The organism is Streptomyces sp. NPDC001914 (genome assembly GCF_042891215.1).
In the GTDB taxonomy this organism is placed as follows: domain Bacteria; phylum Actinomycetota; class Actinomycetes; order Streptomycetales; family Streptomycetaceae; genus Streptomyces.
Genome location: NZ_JBIASW010000021.1, coordinates 13,903 through 30,527 on the forward strand (window position 1 = coordinate 13,903; position 16,625 = coordinate 30,527).

General features: G+C 70.5%; 13 protein-coding genes. All 13 read left to right on the forward strand.

What is annotated here, in order from left to right; all coding sequences use genetic code 11:
- The first annotated feature begins 12 nt into the window (after nucleotides 1-12).
- The 13 genes from lysA (at nucleotide 13) to glyA (ending at nucleotide 16,583) form a co-directional block, all read left to right on the forward strand.
- Nucleotides 13-1,404, forward strand: a complete 1,392-nt coding sequence (gene lysA / locus ACFYYF_RS36900; protein ID WP_388782817.1) for a diaminopimelate decarboxylase — start codon at nucleotides 13-15, stop codon at nucleotides 1,402-1,404.
- A 204-nt stretch (nucleotides 1,405-1,608) separates the two neighbouring features.
- The gene (locus ACFYYF_RS36905; RefSeq protein ID WP_361683365.1) at nucleotides 1,609-2,901 is read left to right on the forward strand and encodes a homoserine dehydrogenase; all 1,293 of its coding nucleotides are present in this window, start codon (nucleotides 1,609-1,611) and stop codon (nucleotides 2,899-2,901) included.
- A 6-nt stretch (nucleotides 2,902-2,907) separates the two neighbouring features.
- Nucleotides 2,908-3,966, forward strand: a complete 1,059-nt coding sequence (gene thrC / locus ACFYYF_RS36910) for a threonine synthase (protein WP_388782820.1) — start codon at nucleotides 2,908-2,910, stop codon at nucleotides 3,964-3,966.
- Between the two features lie 509 nt (nucleotides 3,967-4,475).
- Entirely contained in the window at nucleotides 4,476-5,405 is a 930-nt protein-coding gene (gene thrB, locus ACFYYF_RS36915) for a homoserine kinase (RefSeq protein WP_339131544.1), read from the forward strand.
- Nucleotides 5,406-5,793: 388 nt separating this feature from the next.
- A complete protein-coding gene (gene rho / locus ACFYYF_RS36920) occupies nucleotides 5,794-7,836 on the forward strand; it encodes a transcription termination factor Rho (RefSeq protein ID WP_388782822.1) in 2,043 nt (680 codons plus the stop codon).
- 178 nt (nucleotides 7,837-8,014) lie between these two features.
- Nucleotides 8,015-9,805, forward strand: a complete 1,791-nt coding sequence (locus tag ACFYYF_RS36925) for a trypsin-like serine protease (RefSeq protein ID WP_388782825.1) — start codon at nucleotides 8,015-8,017, stop codon at nucleotides 9,803-9,805.
- Between the two features lie 224 nt (nucleotides 9,806-10,029).
- Complete coding sequence (locus ACFYYF_RS36930; protein ID WP_388782828.1) at nucleotides 10,030-11,169, forward strand: LCP family protein; 1,140 nt, start codon at nucleotides 10,030-10,032, stop codon at nucleotides 11,167-11,169.
- 260 nt (nucleotides 11,170-11,429) lie between these two features.
- Nucleotides 11,430-11,651 carry a 50S ribosomal protein L31 gene (rpmE, locus tag ACFYYF_RS36935; protein ID WP_037624960.1) on the forward strand — a complete coding sequence of 74 codons (222 nt, stop codon included), beginning with the start codon at nucleotides 11,430-11,432 and terminating at the stop codon, nucleotides 11,649-11,651.
- A 171-nt stretch (nucleotides 11,652-11,822) separates the two neighbouring features.
- The gene (gene prfA, locus ACFYYF_RS36940) at nucleotides 11,823-12,899 is read left to right on the forward strand and encodes a peptide chain release factor 1 (protein ID WP_388782831.1); all 1,077 of its coding nucleotides are present in this window, start codon (nucleotides 11,823-11,825) and stop codon (nucleotides 12,897-12,899) included.
- 61 nt (nucleotides 12,900-12,960) lie between these two features.
- Nucleotides 12,961-13,806 (forward strand): peptide chain release factor N(5)-glutamine methyltransferase, encoded by an 846-nt coding sequence (prmC, locus tag ACFYYF_RS36945; protein WP_361683353.1) that lies wholly within the window; start codon nucleotides 12,961-12,963, stop codon nucleotides 13,804-13,806.
- Nucleotides 13,807-13,925: 119 nt separating this feature from the next.
- A complete protein-coding gene (locus tag ACFYYF_RS36950) occupies nucleotides 13,926-14,573 on the forward strand; it encodes an L-threonylcarbamoyladenylate synthase (RefSeq protein ID WP_103550972.1) in 648 nt (215 codons plus the stop codon).
- 52 nt (nucleotides 14,574-14,625) lie between these two features.
- A complete protein-coding gene (locus tag ACFYYF_RS36955) occupies nucleotides 14,626-15,273 on the forward strand; it encodes a protein-tyrosine-phosphatase (protein WP_388782834.1) in 648 nt (215 codons plus the stop codon).
- An 86-nt stretch (nucleotides 15,274-15,359) separates the two neighbouring features.
- The gene (glyA, locus tag ACFYYF_RS36960; protein ID WP_388782837.1) at nucleotides 15,360-16,583 is read left to right on the forward strand and encodes a serine hydroxymethyltransferase; all 1,224 of its coding nucleotides are present in this window, start codon (nucleotides 15,360-15,362) and stop codon (nucleotides 16,581-16,583) included.
- Nucleotides 16,584-16,625 lie beyond the last annotated feature (42 nt).

The following is a 16,625-nucleotide window of genomic DNA, read 5'->3' on the forward strand; positions in this document are numbered from 1 at the left end:
AGCACCGCAGACATGAGCCGTTCCGCACACCCCGCCGGGCCCCGTCACGCCGACGTCCTCACCGAGGGCCACTACAGCGCCCCGCCCGCCGACCTCAACGCCCTCGACCCGAAGGTGTGGGCGCACACCGTGAGCCGGGGGGAGGACGGTGTCGTACGCGTCGGCGGGCTCGAAGTCACCGCGCTGGCCGAGGAGTTCGGCACCCCCGCGTACTTCCTCGACGAGAGCGACTTCCGCGAGCGGGCGCGTGCCTGGCGCACCGCGTTCGGGCACGACGCCGACGTCTTCTACGCGGGCAAGGCCTTCCTCTCGCGTGCCGTCGTCCGGTGGCTGCACGAGGAGGGGCTGAACCTGGACGTGTGTTCCGGGGGTGAGCTGGCGACGGCCCTGTCGGCCGGGATGCCCGCCGACCGCATCGCCTTCCACGGCAACAACAAGTCCGCCCACGAGATCCGTACGGCCGTCGAGGCCGGTGTCGGGCGGATCGTGCTCGACTCCTTCCAGGAGATCGTGCGGGTCGCGCACATCGCGCAGTCCCTGGGCAGGCGCCAGCGGGTGCAGATCCGGGTGACGGTGGGCGTCGAGGCGCACACGCACGAGTTCATCGCCACCGCGCACGAGGACCAGAAGTTCGGGATCGCGCTCGCCGACGGGCAGGCCGCCGAGGCCGTACGGCGGGCGCTCGCGCTCGACTCGCTCGACCTCGTCGGGATCCACTCGCACATCGGCTCGCAGATCTTCGACATGGCCGGCTTCGAGGTCGCCGCCCGGCGCGTGGTCGCGCTGCTGGCCGCGGTGCGCGACGAGCACGGCGTCGAACTGCCCGAGATCGACCTCGGCGGCGGGCTCGGCATCGCCTACACCAGCGACGACGACCCGCGCGAGCCGCACGAGATCGCCAAGGCGCTGAGCGAGATCGTCACGCGCGAGTGCGAGGCGGCGAAGCTGCGCACGCCGCGGATCTCGGTGGAGCCGGGCCGCGCCATCGTCGGCCCGACCGCTTTCACGCTGTACGAGGTCGGCACGATCAAGCCGCTCGACGGGCTGCGGACCTACGTCTCCGTCGACGGCGGCATGTCCGACAACATCCGGACCGCGCTGTACGACGCCGAGTACAGCGTCGCCCTCGTCTCGCGCACCTCCGACGCCGAGCCGATGCTCGCGCGCGTGGTCGGCAAGCACTGCGAGAGCGGGGACATCGTGGTCAAGGACGCGTTCCTGCCGGCCGACCTCGCGCCGGGCGACCTGATCGCGGTGCCGGCCACCGGCGCGTACTGCCGGTCCATGGCCAGCAACTACAACCACGCCCTCCGTCCGCCGGTCGTCGCCGTGAAGGACGGGGCGGCGCGGGTGATCGTCCGCCGCGAGACGGAGGAGGACCTCCTGCGTCTCGACGTCGGGTGACGTCACCCGACATCGAGTGACAAGGGGTGACGTCAGGTGATCGGATGGACCGGATCCGGCGGGTGCGGACCGGGGCGGAAGATCTCCTGTCGTCACCTACCAGAAAAATGAAATGGACGTCTCACGATCCGGACGAAGGGTAGAAACTCCCGTCCGGTGAGTGAGACTGGTCCAACCGAACACGGTATGAGGAAACGAGGTCGGATGATGCGTACGCGTCCGCTGAAGGTGGCGCTGCTGGGCTGCGGGGTTGTCGGCTCAGAGGTGGCGCGCATCATGACGACGCACGCCGACGACCTCACGGCCAGGATCGGCGCCCCGGTCGAACTCGCGGGCGTCGCCGTGCGCAGGCCCTCCAAGGTGCGCGCAGGCATCGATCCCGATCTGATCACCACCGACGCCACCGCCCTCGTCAAACGCGGGGACATCGACGTCGTCGTCGAGGTCATCGGCGGCATCGAGCCCGCCCGTTCGCTGATCACCACCGCGTTCGAGCACGGCGCCTCCGTCGTCTCCGCGAACAAGGCGCTGCTCGCCCAGGACGGCGCCGCTCTGCACGCGGCCGCCGTGGAGCACGGCAGGGACCTCTATTACGAGGCCGCCGTCGCCGGCGCCATCCCGCTGATCCGGCCGCTGCGCGAGTCCCTCGCCGGCGACAAGATCAACCGGGTGATGGGCATCGTCAACGGCACCACCAACTTCATCCTCGACAAGATGGACTCCACGGGGGCGGGTTATCAGGAGGCCCTCGACGAGGCCACCGCGCTCGGATACGCCGAGGCCGACCCGACCGCCGACGTCGAGGCGTTCGACGCCGCCGCCAAGGCCGCCATCCTCGCCGGGATCGCCTTCCACACGCGGGTGCGTCTCGACGACGTCTACCGCGAGGGCATGACCGAGGTCACCGCCGCCGACTTCGCCTCGGCGAAGGGGATGGGCTGCACCATCAAGCTGCTCGCCATCTGCGAGCGGGCGGCCGACGGGGGCTCGGTGACGGCGCGCGTCCACCCCGCGATGATTCCGCTGACCCACCCCCTCGCCTCCGTGCGCGGCGCGTACAACGCCGTGTTCGTCGAGTCGGAGGCCGCCGGTCAGCTCATGTTCTACGGGCCGGGCGCCGGCGGCGCCCCGACCGCGTCCGCCGTTCTCGGCGACCTGGTGGCCGTCTGCCGCAACAGGCTCGGCGGCTCGACCGGCCCCGGCGACTCCGCGTACGCGCAGCTTCCCGTCTCGCCCATGGGCGAGGTCGTCACGCGGTACCACATCAGCCTCGACGTGGCCGACAAGCCCGGTGTCCTCGCCCAGGTCGCCACCGTCTTCGCCGAGCACGGGGTGTCCATCGACACCGTGCGTCAGTCGGGCAAGGACGGCGAGGCCTCCCTCGTCGTCGTCACCCATCGCGCTTCCGACGCGTCCCTCGCCGGTACGGTCGAGGCGCTGCGCAGCCTCGACACCGTGCGGGGTGTCTCCAGCATCATGCGGGTTGAAGGAGAGTAACCAGCAATGACCCACCAGTGGCGCGGAATCATCGAGGAGTACCGGGACCGGCTTCCGGTGTCCGACAGCACGCCGGTCGTGTCGCTCCGCGAGGGCGGTACGCCGCTCGTGCCCGCGCAGGTGCTCTCCGAGCGCACGGGCTGCGAGGTCCACCTCAAGGTGGAGGGTGCCAACCCGACCGGGTCCTTCAAGGACCGCGGAATGACCATGGCCATCACGCGGGCGAAGGAGGAGGGCGCGAAGGCCGTCATCTGCGCCTCCACCGGCAACACGTCGGCGAGTGCCGCCGCCTACGCCGTGCGCGCCGGGATGGTCTGCGCCGTCCTCGTGCCGCAGGGCAAGATCGCGCTCGGCAAGATGGGCCAGGCGCTCGTGCACGGCGCCAAGATCCTGCAGGTCGACGGCAACTTCGACGACTGTCTGACGCTGGCGCGCTCGCTGTCGGACAACTACCCGGTGGCGCTGGTCAATTCGGTGAACCCGGTGCGGATCGAGGGCCAGAAGACGGCCGCCTTCGAGATCGTGGACATGCTCGGCGACGCGCCCGACGTCCATGTCCTTCCGGTGGGGAACGCGGGCAACATCACCGCGTACTGGAAGGGGTACAAGGAGTACGCCACCGACGGCATCGCCGGGAAGACCCCGCGCATGTGGGGGTTCCAGGCGTCCGGCTCCGCGCCCATCGTGCGCGGCGAGATCGTCAAGGACCCGTCGACCGTCGCGACCGCCATCCGGATCGGCAACCCGGCCTCGTGGCAGTTCGCGCTGGCCGCGCGGGACGAGTCCGGCGGTCTCATCGACGAGGTGACGGACCGTGAGATCCTGCGCGCCTACCGGCTGTTGGCGGCGCAGGAGGGCGTCTTCGTCGAGCCGGCGTCGGCCGCGTCCGTCGCCGGTCTGCTGAAGGCCGCCGAGCAGGGCAAGGTCGACCCGGGGCAGCGCATCGTCTGCACCGTCACCGGCAACGGTCTCAAGGACCCCGACTGGGCCGTCGCGGGCGCGCCCCAGCCGGTCACGGTCCCGGTGGACGCGGCGACGGCGGCGGAACGGCTCGGACTGGCGTAGGCCGGCGGAGTCAGGGCAGGCCGGGCTCCGGTCGGGGTGTCACTGAGCTTCAGCAAGCTCCGACTGGCGTGAAACCGGCCCGGAATGGCGGAACTCAGCCTGCTTCTGGCGTGAATCCGCCGGTGACGGGCAGGGCGGTGTCGACGCGTACGGGTGGGGCCGGTGGCCCCGCCCGGAGCGGCACGAGCCGGCCGGCCGGGAGGAACTCGCCGCGAACGGGCGGGAAATCGTCAGAAAGTCGGCGGAAACCGTCCGTCGCCGGAGTCGTCCCCCTGCCGGTCCGACGGGGGGTGCACGAGGGGCTTACGACACGCATCGTGCGCCTCCTGTGCGCCCTATGTCGCCACAGAACCTTCCTTCGATAGGCTGTACCGAACCCGCCCGCCGCATATGCCGCGGTGCCGCGCGGTCATCGCGGACCCCGGGTCCACGTGCCCGTTCGTCGTGGTTCATCTCGCAGTTCTTCGTCAATCTCGTACATCACGCAGCTCAAGGAGAGTCATCGAGCGATGGCCGGTCCAGCGTTCCGCGCCGCCGCCGTCCGGGTGCGCGTCCCCGCCACCAGTGCCAACCTCGGCCCGGGTTTCGACGCCTTCGGCCTGTCACTGGGGCTCTATGACGACGTGGTCGTCCGGGTGGCCGACTCAGGACTGCACATCGACATCGCGGGTGAGGGCAGCGAGACGCTGCCGCGCGACGAGAAGCATCTCCTCGTACGTTCCCTGCGCACCGCCTTCGACCTGCTCGGCGGACAGCCGCGCGGCCTGGAGATCGTGTGCGCCAACCGCATCCCGCACGGCCGGGGGCTCGGCTCCTCGTCGGCCGCCATCTGCGCCGGCATCGTCGCCGCCCGCGCGGTGACCATAGGCGGGGACAGCAGGCTCGACGACACCGCGCTCCTGGAGCTCGCGACCGAGATCGAGGGACACCCCGACAACGTCGCGGCCTGTCTGCTCGGCGGATTCACGCTCTCCTGGATGGAGTCCGGAGCCGCGCGCGCCATCAGGATGGACCCCGCGGACTCCATCGTTCCGGTGGTCTTCGTCCCCGGAAAGCCCGTGCTCACCGAGACCGCGCGCGGTCTTCTGCCGCGCACCGTCCCGCATGTCGACGCCGCCGCCAACGCGGGCCGCGCCGCACTGCTCGTCGAGGCGCTGACACGGCGTCCCGAGCTGCTGCTGCCCGCCACCGAGGACCGGTTGCACCAGGAGTACCGCGCCCCCGCGATGCCGGAGAGCGCCGCGCTCGTGGAGCGTCTGCGCGCCGACGGAATCCCGGCGGTGATCTCCGGCGCGGGCCCCACGGTCCTCGCGCTCGCGGACCGCGCGTCGGCCGACAAGGTGGCCGATCTCGCAGGTCAGGGCTGGGCCGCCAACCGTCTGGACCTCGACGCCCAGGGGGCGTGCGTGCTGCCCCTCGCACCTGTCGAGGTCGATTGACGACGCACGGTTGCCGGATTTGGAGAGGGGGAATGTTTGTTGGATCCGGTAGTGTTAACCTCAAGTCTGCACCCGACCCCACCATGGCGAGGTGCTTCGCGTCCCTGTCCGGGACACCCATTCTTCCGGGAGCCTCCCAAACTGCTACGTGCCTTGCATTGGGTGCTATGCGCTGAGCAGTGCTGAGCACGCTCCGGAACCGGCGTGACCGAGCCGATGACACCGAACCTCAGTGCCACGGCTCCGGAATCGTCATCACCAGCAATGTCTTCCGCCGCTTTGGCGGACCACCGCCCCGGCACGGTCCACACAGCAAGGGCCAATGCCGGACAGCACAACCGGTCGCCGAGCCAGACAGGCCGACGTCCGCTCCAGGGAAGGACCCTTCGTGAGCGACACCACCGATCTGATGGGCGCACGTGTCGAGGAGACCGCTGCCGCGCCCGCCACGGACGCCTCCGCGCCTGCCACCGGTGCCGGCTCCAGGCGACGCCGCGGTACCGGCCTCGAGGGCATGGTGCTGGCCGAGCTGCAGCAGGTCGCGTCCGGCCTCGGTATCAGGGGCACCGCGCGGATGCGCAAGAGCCAGCTGATCGAGGTCATCAAGGAGGCCCAGGCCGGAGGGGGTGCTCCGGCCAAGGCCGAGGCGTCCGACACCGCCGAGACCAAGCCGAAGCGCCGCGCCACCTCGAAGGCCCGTACGGGTGACGAGGCCGCCGCCCCGGCCGTGGACAAGGCCGAGAAGGCCGCCGAGAAGGCCGTGGCCCAGCAGCAGATCGAGATCCCCGGCCAGCCGGCCGGCGGTCCCTCCCGTACGAGCGAGGCCGACCGCGGGGCGGACGAAGCCCCCGCCGAGCGCCGCCGTCGCCGTGCCACCGCCGAGGCGGGCAGCCCCGAGACGGTCACCGCCGAGGCCAAGGGCGAGACGAAGACCGAGACGCAGGGCGACGCCGAGGGCGCCGAGGGCCGTCGTGAGCGCCGCGACCGCCGTGACCGCGACCGGGGCGGCCGTGACCGCGACCGCCGTCCGGCCAAGGGCGACGAGCAGCAGGGCGGCCAGGGTGCCGGCCAGCAGCGTCCGGACCGTCAGGAGCGCCAGGACCGCCAGGACCGCCCCGACCGTCAGCAGCAGGGCGGCGGCCGTCAGGACCGCCAGCAGCCGCGCGACAACGGACCGCAGGACGACGACGACTTCGAGGGCGGCCGCCGTGGCCGGCGCGGTCGGTACCGGGACCGTCGCGGCCGTCGTGGACGTGACGAGATCGCCGAGCCGCAGGTCGCCGACGACGACGTGCTGATCCCCGTCGCGGGCATCCTCGACATCCTCGACAACTACGCGTTCATCCGTACGTCGGGCTACCTGCCGGGTCCCAACGACGTGTACGTCTCCCTGGCCCAGGTCCGCAAGAACGGTCTGCGCAAGGGTGACCACGTCACCGGCGCGGTCCGTCAGCCCAAGGACGGCGAGCGCCGCGAGAAGTTCAACGCGCTCGTGCGCCTGGACTCGACCAACGGCATGGCCCCCGACTCCGGTCGCGGCCGTCCCGAGTTCAACAAGCTGACGCCGCTGTACCCGCAGGACCGGCTCCGTCTGGAGACCGACCCGGGTGTGCTGACGACCCGCATCATCGACCTCGTCGCGCCCATCGGTAAGGGCCAGCGCGGTCTGATCGTGGCCCCGCCGAAGACCGGCAAGACCATGATCATGCAGGCGATCGCCAACGCGATCACGCACAACAACCCCGAGTGCCACCTGATGGTCGTCCTGGTCGACGAGCGTCCGGAAGAGGTCACCGACATGCAGCGGTCGGTCAAGGGCGAGGTCATCTCCTCGACCTTCGACCGTCCGGCCGAGGACCACACCACGGTCGCCGAGCTCGCCATCGAGCGTGCCAAGCGTCTGGTGGAGCTGGGCCACGACGTCGTCGTGCTGCTCGACTCGATCACCCGTCTGGGCCGTGCGTACAACCTGGCCGCCCCGGCCTCCGGCCGCATCCTGTCCGGTGGTGTCGACTCGACCGCGCTCTACCCGCCGAAGCGCTTCTTCGGTGCCGCGCGCAACATCGAGGACGGCGGCTCGCTGACGATCCTGGCCACCGCGCTCGTCGACACCGGCTCGCGCATGGACGAGGTCATCTTCGAGGAGTTCAAGGGCACCGGCAACGCCGAGCTCAAGCTCGACCGCAAGCTCGCCGACAAGCGCATCTTCCCGGCGGTGGACGTCGACGCGTCCGGTACCCGTAAGGAAGAGATCCTGCTCGGCAGCGACGAGCTGGCCATCACCTGGAAGCTGCGTCGCGTGCTCCACGCGCTCGACCAGCAGCAGGCGATCGAGCTGCTGCTCGACAAGATGAAGCAGACGAAGTCGAACGCCGAGTTCCTGCTCCAGATCCAGAAGACGACGCCGTCGCCGGGCAACGGCAACGACTGACGTCTTCGCGGCCGAGGTCGTCCGCGACCGGAGTTCGCAGGGCAGAATCCGCAAAGGGCCGCCCCCGTCACCCAGGTGACGGGGGCGGCCCTTTGCGCTGTTCGGGACACGTGTACGATCGCGCCCTTGAACAACTGCTGAAGCAGATCTGAACTCTAATCTCTGAGGGGGGACTTGAGTGGATACGTCCACGTCCGGGGGCGGTAGGCACAGACGCCGTATACGGATCGCCGTCCCGGTCGCCGCGGCGGGCCTCGCCGCGGTGGTCGCCGGCGCGCTCCTGATGTCGTCCGCGAACGCCGCGCCCAGCACGACGCTGCCGACTCCGACCGTGCGGCCCACCCACTCGACGCCGTCCCAGGCCGAGCTGGAGAAGCGTGTCGCGGGCGCCGTAGCCGGTGACGACGTCGCGGGTCGGATGACCCAGAAGGCGTCCCTGAGCGCCGGTACGAACACGGCGAAGGTCGACCCGAAGATCATCGGCGGTACCACGACCACCATCTCCACGGCTCCGTGGATGGCGCAGCTCTGGTACTACGACGAAGCCAGGGGCATCGGCTTCTTCTGCGGCGGCTCCGTCGTGGCGCCGACGAAGATCCTCACGGCCGCGCACTGCGTCAAGGGCTACGACTGGAACGCCAACGGCGCCGTCGTCACGGGCACCGCCCAGCTGGCGAGCGGCAGCACGCTGCCGTCCGGCGCCACGGTCAGCGCTCCCCTGCGCCAGTGGAACCACCCGTCGTACAGCTCGACGACCATCGACAACGACATCGCGATCATCACGCTGGCGAACGCCGTGAGCGCCAAGCCGATCCCCATGACGACGTCGGGCGACACCGCGTCGTACGCGTCCGGCACCAAGGGCACGCTGTACGGCTGGGGCCGCACCTCGTCCACCTCGCAGGACATCTCCGAGACGCTGAAGACGGCCACGCTGCCGATCAACTCGGACACCACCTGCAAGAACACGTACGGCACGGACTTCGTCGCCGGCCACATGGTCTGCGCGGGCACCAAGGCGACCGGCTCCGACGCCGGCACCACCACGGCCTGCAACGGCGACTCGGGCGGCCCGCTGATCGTGGGCGGCCGCATCGTCGGTGTCGTCTCCTGGGGTGTCGAGGACTGCGTCGCGGCGGGCGCGTACAGCGTCTTCTCGAAGGTCAGCACCTACGTCGGCGCCGCCTACCCGCGCGTCGAGGACACCAACCTGAACGGTGACCACAAGGCCGACCTCTGGGTCCGCAACTCGTCGACCAAGACGGGTTACTCGAAGAACTCCAACGGCACCTCGTTCGCCGCGCGCGTGACGTGGGGCGACTGGGACGGCGTCAACAGCGTCGTCCAGGCGGACCTGAACCGTGACGGCTACCAGGACCTCGTGGTGCGCGACAGCGTCAGCGGCGACGTCTTCTGGATGCACTACGTGAAGTCGATCGACGACTGGTCGACCGACAAGATCTTCACCAACTGGAAGACCCGCACCCGGATCATCGCCCCCGGCGACATCACCGGCGACGGTCTGCCCGACATGCTCTCCGTCGACTCCGCCGGAGCGATGTGGGAGTACCCGGGCAAGGGCAACGGCACCTTCTCGGCACGCATCCAGGTCCGCACGGGCTGGAACCAGTACAACTCCATCCGCGCGCACGGTGACTTCACCGGCGACGGCAAGGCCGACCTGCTCGCCCGTCAGTCGGGAAGCAGCGACCTGTACCTGTACAAGGGCACCGGCAAGACCGGCTCCGAGGCGTTCTCCTCCCGGATCAAGGTGCGCAGCGCCTGGACCGGCTACAACGCCTTCGACGCGGTCGGTGACATCACCGGCGACGGCAAGGCCGACTTCCTGGCCCGCACCCCCGGCGGCACGCTCTACCTGTACGCCGGGACCGGAAAGGCCACCAGCGAGATCTTTGCCACAAGGGTCTCGGTAGGTACCGATTTCAAGCAGTACGACATCTTCGGCTGACATCGCAGGTGAGCGGGGTTCTCCCCGCTCCGGCCGAGCGCAGATCGAGTACACAAAGTGCCCACCGCGTCACGCGGTGGGCACTTTTCGTCGTGCAACCCTTTCCCGAGTTTCCCCGTCTGACCGTACGGAGTGACCATGGAGCGGTACGCCTCGTCACGACCAGATGGGCCTGGCCCTGAAAGCAGGGGGTAACCGACCGCAAAGAGGAAGCCGAGGAACACATGCCCGCCGAGAGCACGCCGGAGCCCGCCATACCGGGCGAACCCGGCAACAGCACCCCGCCGCCCCGCCCGAAGGGCAGCCGCCGCAAGCCCCGCAGCGCTCGGAGCAAGGCCCTGCTCATCACGGCCTGGACCGCGGCGGGTGTCGTGGCGCTCGGCGGCGCCGGAGCCGGCTACCTGTTCTTCAAGCTCAACGGCAACCTCAAGAGCGTCGACATCAACCAGGCGCTCGGCAGCGACCGGCCCCTGAAGGTCGACAACGGCTCGGAGAACATCCTGGTCCTCGGCTCCGACACCCGCTCCGGCACCAACAAGAAGCTGGGCGGCGGTACCGACGACGGCAGCGCCCGCTCCGACACCGCGATGATCGTCCACGTGTACAAGGGCCACAAGAAGGCCAGCGTGGTCTCCATCCCCCGGGACACCCTCGTCCAGCGGCCCTCCTGCACCGACTCCCAGGGCACCGTCCACGGCGCGGAGTCCGACGCGATGTTCAACTCCGCCTACTCCACCGGCGGCGCCGCCTGCGCGGTGAAGACCGTTGAGTCCATGACCGGTATCCGCATGGACCACTACATCGAGATCGACTTCAGCGGCTTCCAGAAGCTGATCGACGACCTCGGCGGTGTCACGGTCACCACGACCAAGGCCATCTCCGACAAGGAGAGCCATCTGCACCTCTCGGCCGGGTCGCACGAGCTCAACGGCAAGCAGGCGCTCGGCCTGGTCCGCACCCGGCACGGCGTCGGCGACGGGTCCGACCTCGGCCGCATCCAGCTCCAGCAGGCGTTCATGAAGGCGCTCGTCGACCAGGTCAAGCACATCGGGCTCCTGTCCAACCCGAAAAAGCTGTACGACCTCGCCGACACCGCGACCAAGACCGTGACCACCGACTCCGACCTCGGCAGCGTCACCGACCTCGCCTCCTTCGCGGGCGGCCTCAAGGGCATCGGCTCGTCCCACATGACCATGGTGACGATGCCGGTCCAGTACGACCCGAACGACGGCAACCGCGTCCTGGTGGACAAGGCCAAGGCCGAGATGGTGTGGAAGGCGCTGGAGGCCGACCGGCCGATCCCGAAGGCGGCGACGAAGGGAACGGCCACCGGTACCGCGAAGGGCGTCGTCAGCCCCGGCTGAGCCCCGCGCGGACGTGCGCGGACCGGCACCGGCGGTGCCCGGCCGCCGTGGGTGCGGGCCGGTTGCCCTGTGCGCGACCCGGCCGCCGTGCGCGGCGGTCGGGCCCCGTCCGGCCCGCCCCGGGACCCCGGGGAATAGATCGCCGCGTCCCCCCGTTTTGGGGGATACGGCCAGTGCTGGCAGACTGGTACGTCGGCCCCGGTTCACGCATCCGCATCCAGCGGCGGCGACCCGGTGCCCTCCCGAATCTAGGAGACACCTTGAAGCGCGACATCCACCCCGAGTACGTCGAGACGCAGGTCAGCTGCACCTGTGGCGCGTCGTTCACCACCCGCAGCACGATCTCCAGCGGCACCATCCGCGCCGAGGTCTGCTCCGAGTGCCACCCGTTCTACACGGGCAAGCAGAAGATCCTCGACACCGGTGGCCGTGTGGCCCGCTTCGAGGCCCGCTTCGGCAAGGCTGCCGCTGCCAGCAAGTAGCGAGCCCACAGCGCCGGTCTTCGACGTCCCCCGCCCGGGGACGCCGGGACCGGCGCTTTGCGGTCCAGCCCCCTCCCCGGGCTCTCGACGCGTTCGAGCAAGGGGAACCCCACGCCGTACCTACGTCCCCGCGCCCTGCACGGAGCTGGGGACAGTCCATTGGAGCCGGAGATGTTCGAGGCGGTCGAGGAACTGATCGGCGAGCACGCCGATCTGGAGAAGAAGCTCGCTGACCCGTCGGTCCACGCCGACCAGGCCAACGCGCGCAAGCTCAACAAGCGCTACGCCGAGCTGACCCCGATCGTCGCGACGTACCGCTCCTGGAAGCAGACCGGGGACGACATCGGCACGGCCAAGGAGTTCGCCGCCGACGACCCCGACTTCGCCGCCGAGGTCAAGGACCTGGAGAAGCAGCGCGAAGAGCTCACCGAGAAGCTCCGCCTGCTGCTCGTCCCCCGCGACCCGAGCGACGACAAGGACGTCATCCTGGAGATCAAGGCGGGCGCCGGCGGCGACGAGTCCGCCCTGTTCGCCGGTGACCTGCTGCGCATGTACCTGCGCTACGCCGAGCGCATCGGCTGGAAGACCGAGATCATCGACTCCACCGAGTCCGAGCTCGGCGGCTACAAGGACGTCCAGGTCGCGGTGAAGACCAAGGGCGGCCAGGGTGCCACCGAGCCCGGCCAGGGTGTCTGGGCCCGCCTGAAGTACGAGGGCGGTGTGCACCGGGTGCAGCGCGTGCCCTCGACCGAGTCGCAGGGCCGGATCCACACCTCCGCCGCCGGCGTGCTCGTCACGCCCGAGGCCGAGGAGGTCGACGTCGAGATCCACGCGAACGATCTCCGCATCGACGTCTACCGCTCCTCGGGCCCCGGCGGCCAGTCCGTCAACACGACCGACTCCGCGGTGCGCATCACGCACATTCCCACCGGAGTCGTCGCCTCCTGCCAGAACGAGAAGAGCCAGCTGCAGAACAAGGAGCAGGCGATGCGTATCCTGCGCTCCAGGCTCCTCGCGGCGGCGCAGGAGGAGGCGGAGCGGGAGGCCGCCGACGCCCGCCGCAGCCAGGTCCGTACCGTCGACCGCTCCGAGAAGATCCGTACGTACAACTTCCCGGAGAATCGCATCTCGGACCACCGCGTCGGCTTCAAGGCGTACAACTTGGACCAGGTCCTCGACGGTGAGCTCGACGCCGTCATCCAGGCCTGCGTCGACGCGGACTCGGCCGCCAAGCTCGCGGCCGCGTAACCGACGACGACGGTCCGGCGCCGCACCACCCACGACACCAGCTCAGCCCCGGAGGACCAGCGTGAACCTGCTGCTCGCGGAAGTGGCCCAGGCCACCCAGCGGCTGGCCGACGCCGGCGTGCCCTCGCCGCGCAACGACGCGGAGGAGCTCGCCGCCTTCGTGCACGGTGTGAAGCGGGGCGAGCTGCACAGCGTCAAGGACGCGGACTTCGACGCCCGCTACTGGGAGGTGACCGCGCGCCGCGAGGCCCGCGAACCGCTCCAGCACATCACCGGGCGCGCCTACTTCCGCTACCTCGAACTCCAGGTGGGGCCCGGCGTGTTCGTCCCCCGCCCGGAGACCGAGTCGGTCGTCGGCTGGGCCATAGACGCCGTCCGCGCGATGGACGTCGTCGAACCGCTGATCGTCGACCTGTGCACCGGCTCGGGCGCCATCGCGCTCGCCCTCGCCCAGGAGGTCCCGCGCTCCCGGGTGCACGCCGTCGAGCTGTCCGAGGACGCCCTGCGGTGGACGCGCAAGAACGTCGAGGGGTCCAGGGTCGACCTGCGCCAGGGTGACGCCCTCGCCTCGTTCCCCGACCTCGACGGCCAGGTCGACCTGGTGATCTCCAACCCTCCGTACATCCCGCTCACCGAATGGGAGTACGTACAGCCGGAGGCCCGCGACTACGACCCCGAACTCGCCTTGTTCTCCGGCGAGGACGGACTCGACCTCATCCGCGGCATCGAGCGCACCGCGCACCGGCTGCTGCGCCCCGGAGGTGTCGTCGTCATCGAGCACGCCGACACCCAGGGCGGGCAGGTGCCGTGGATCTTCACCGAGGAGCGGGGCTGGGCCGACGCGGCCGACCACCCGGACCTCAACAACCGGCCGCGGTTCGCGACCGCCCGCAAGGCGATGCCGTGAGCACGGCCCGGACGGTCCCGGCGCGCGGTCGCACCACGGGGCGCCCGCGCACCGCGTACGCCCGCATCGCGTTTCTTCGCACCCCCAGCCAGCAGTACGTGTATGAGGAGGCCCGCTAAATGGCACGGCGATACGACACCAACGACGCGACCGACCGCACCACAGGTCTGCGTGAGGCGGCGTCCGCCGTCCGCCGTGGCGAACTGGTGGTCCTCCCCACCGACACCGTCTACGGCATCGGCGCCGACGCCTTCACCTCGGAGGCCGTCGCCGACCTGCTCGACGCCAAGGGCCGGGGCCGCAACATGCCCACGCCCGTCCTGATCGGCTCCCCGAACACCCTGCACGGCCTCGTCACGGACTTCTCCGAGATGGCCTGGGAGCTCGTCGACGCGTTCTGGCCGGGTGCCCTGACCCTCGTCGCCAAGCACCAGCCCTCGCTCCAGTGGGACCTGGGGGACACCCGCGGCACGGTGGCCATCCGTATGCCGCTGCACCCCGTCGCCATCGAACTCCTCACGGAGGTCGGCCCGATGGCCGTCTCCTCCGCGAACCTCACCGGCCACCCCGCGCCGGAGGACTGCGACGCCGCCCAGGGCATGCTCGGCGACTCCGTCTCGGTCTACCTGGACGGCGGCCCGACCCCCGGCAACGTGCCCTCCTCGATCGTCGACGTCACCGGCAAGGTGCCCGTCCTGCTGCGCGCGGGCGCACTGTCGGCGGAGGAGCTCCGGAAGGTCGTACCCGACCTCGAGGTGGCGAATTGACAGCCCCCGAGCCCTCCGGGCTCCCCGCTCGGCCGGAGCAGGGAGCAGTCCCATGCGTGGCATAGGCACGGGGACCACCGGGACCGGCGGATCCCCGAACGGGTCCTTCCGCATCCTCCATGTCAGCACCGGCAACGTGTGCCGCTCGCCGATCACCGAGCGGCTGACCCGGCATGCCCTGGCGGACCGGCTGGGCGACCCCCTGTGGGGCGGCCTCATCGTGGAGAGCGCCGGCACCTGGGGTCACGAGGGTGCTCCCATGGAGGCCAACGCGGCCACCGTCCTGACCGACTTCGGGGCGGACCCCTCCGGCTTCGTCGGGCGCGAGCTCCTCGACGACCACGTGATCCGCGCCGACCTGGTCCTGACGGCCACCCGCGACCACCGGGCCCAGGTCATCTCCATGGGCCACTCCGCCGGCCTGCGCACCTTCACGCTGAAGGAGTTCACCCGGCTGGTGCGCGCCATAGACCCCGCGACCCTGCCGCCCCTGGAGGACGGCGCGGTCGAGCGTGCCGTGGCCCTGGTGCGGGCCGCCGCCGCGCTGCGCGGCTGGCTGCTGGCCCCGACCGCCGAGGCGGACGAGGTGTTCGACCCGTACGGGGCGCCCCTGCCGTTCTTCCGGTCCATCGGGGACGAGATCAACGAGGCGCTGGACCCCGTCGTCACCGCCCTGACGGGGGTACCCGCGCGGACGTGACACCGGGCGTGGCAACGGTCCCGGTTCTACATTGGACGTAAGCGTCCCCCCGCAGATGTCCGGAGTCCACCATGCCGGTCGCCACCATGCCCGATGCGGATGTACTGAGCCGACAGGATCCCGAGCTCGCCGAGATCCTGCGCGGTGAGCTGGACCGGCAGACGACCACGCTGCAGCTCATCGCCGCGGAGAACTTCACGTCGCCGGCCGTGCTGGCCGCGCTCGGCTCGCCGCTGGCGAACAAGTACGCGGAGGGCTATCCCGGCGTCCGTCACCACGGCGGCTGCGAGATCGTCGACGTCGCCGAGCGGATCGCCGTCGACCGCGCCAAGGCCCTCTTCGGCGCCGATCACGCCAACGTGCAGTCCCACTCCGGGAGTTCGGCCGTGCTGGCCGCGTACGCCGCCCTGCTGCGTCCGGGGGACACCGTGCTGGCGATGGGCCTGCCCTTCGGCGGTCATCTCACGCACGGGTCGCCCGCGAACTTCTCCGGCCGCTGGTTCGACTTCGTCGGCTACGGCGTCGAGGCGGAGTCGGGGCTGATCGACTACGAGCAGGTGCGCACCCTGGCCCGCGCCCGTCGCCCCAAGGCCGTCGTCTGCGGGTCCATCTCGTACCCGCGGCACATCGACTACGCGCTGTTCCGGGAGATCGCCGACGAGGTCGGCGCCTATCTCATCGCGGACGCCGCCCACCCGATCGGGCTCGTCGCGGGGGGAGCGGCGCCGAACCCGGTGCCGTACGCCGACGTCGTGTGCGCCACCACGCACAAGGTGCTGCGCGGTCCGCGCGGCGGCATGCTCCTGTGCGGCGGCGAACTCGCCGAGCGGGTCGACCGGGCCGTCTTCCCGTTCACGCAGGGCGGCGCGCAGATGAACACCATCGCGGCGAAGGCCGTCGCGTTCGGCGAGGCGGCGACCCCGGCCTTCACGGCGTACGTCCATCAGGTGACCGCGAACGCGCGGGTGCTGGCCGCGGGTCTGGAGGCGGAGGGGCTCGCGGTGACCACGGGGGGCACCGACACCCATCTGCTCGTCGCGGATCCGGCGCCGCTCGGCGTCGACGGGCGGACCGCTCGGGGCCGGCTGGCCGCCGCCGGTATGGTCCTCGACACCTGTGCGCTGCCTCACGGCGACGCCCGCGGCCTGCGGCTCGGCACCGCGGCGCTGACCACCCAGGGGATGGACGAGCCGGAGATGGCACGGGTCGCGGCACTGTTCGCGGGGGTGCTCAGGGACGAGATCGACAGCCGGTCGGCACGGGAGGAAGTGCGGGAACTGACGGGAAGATTTCCGCCTTATCCGGACTGACCGGGGGTACGCGTACCGAGTCGCACAGCCACACGTGCAACC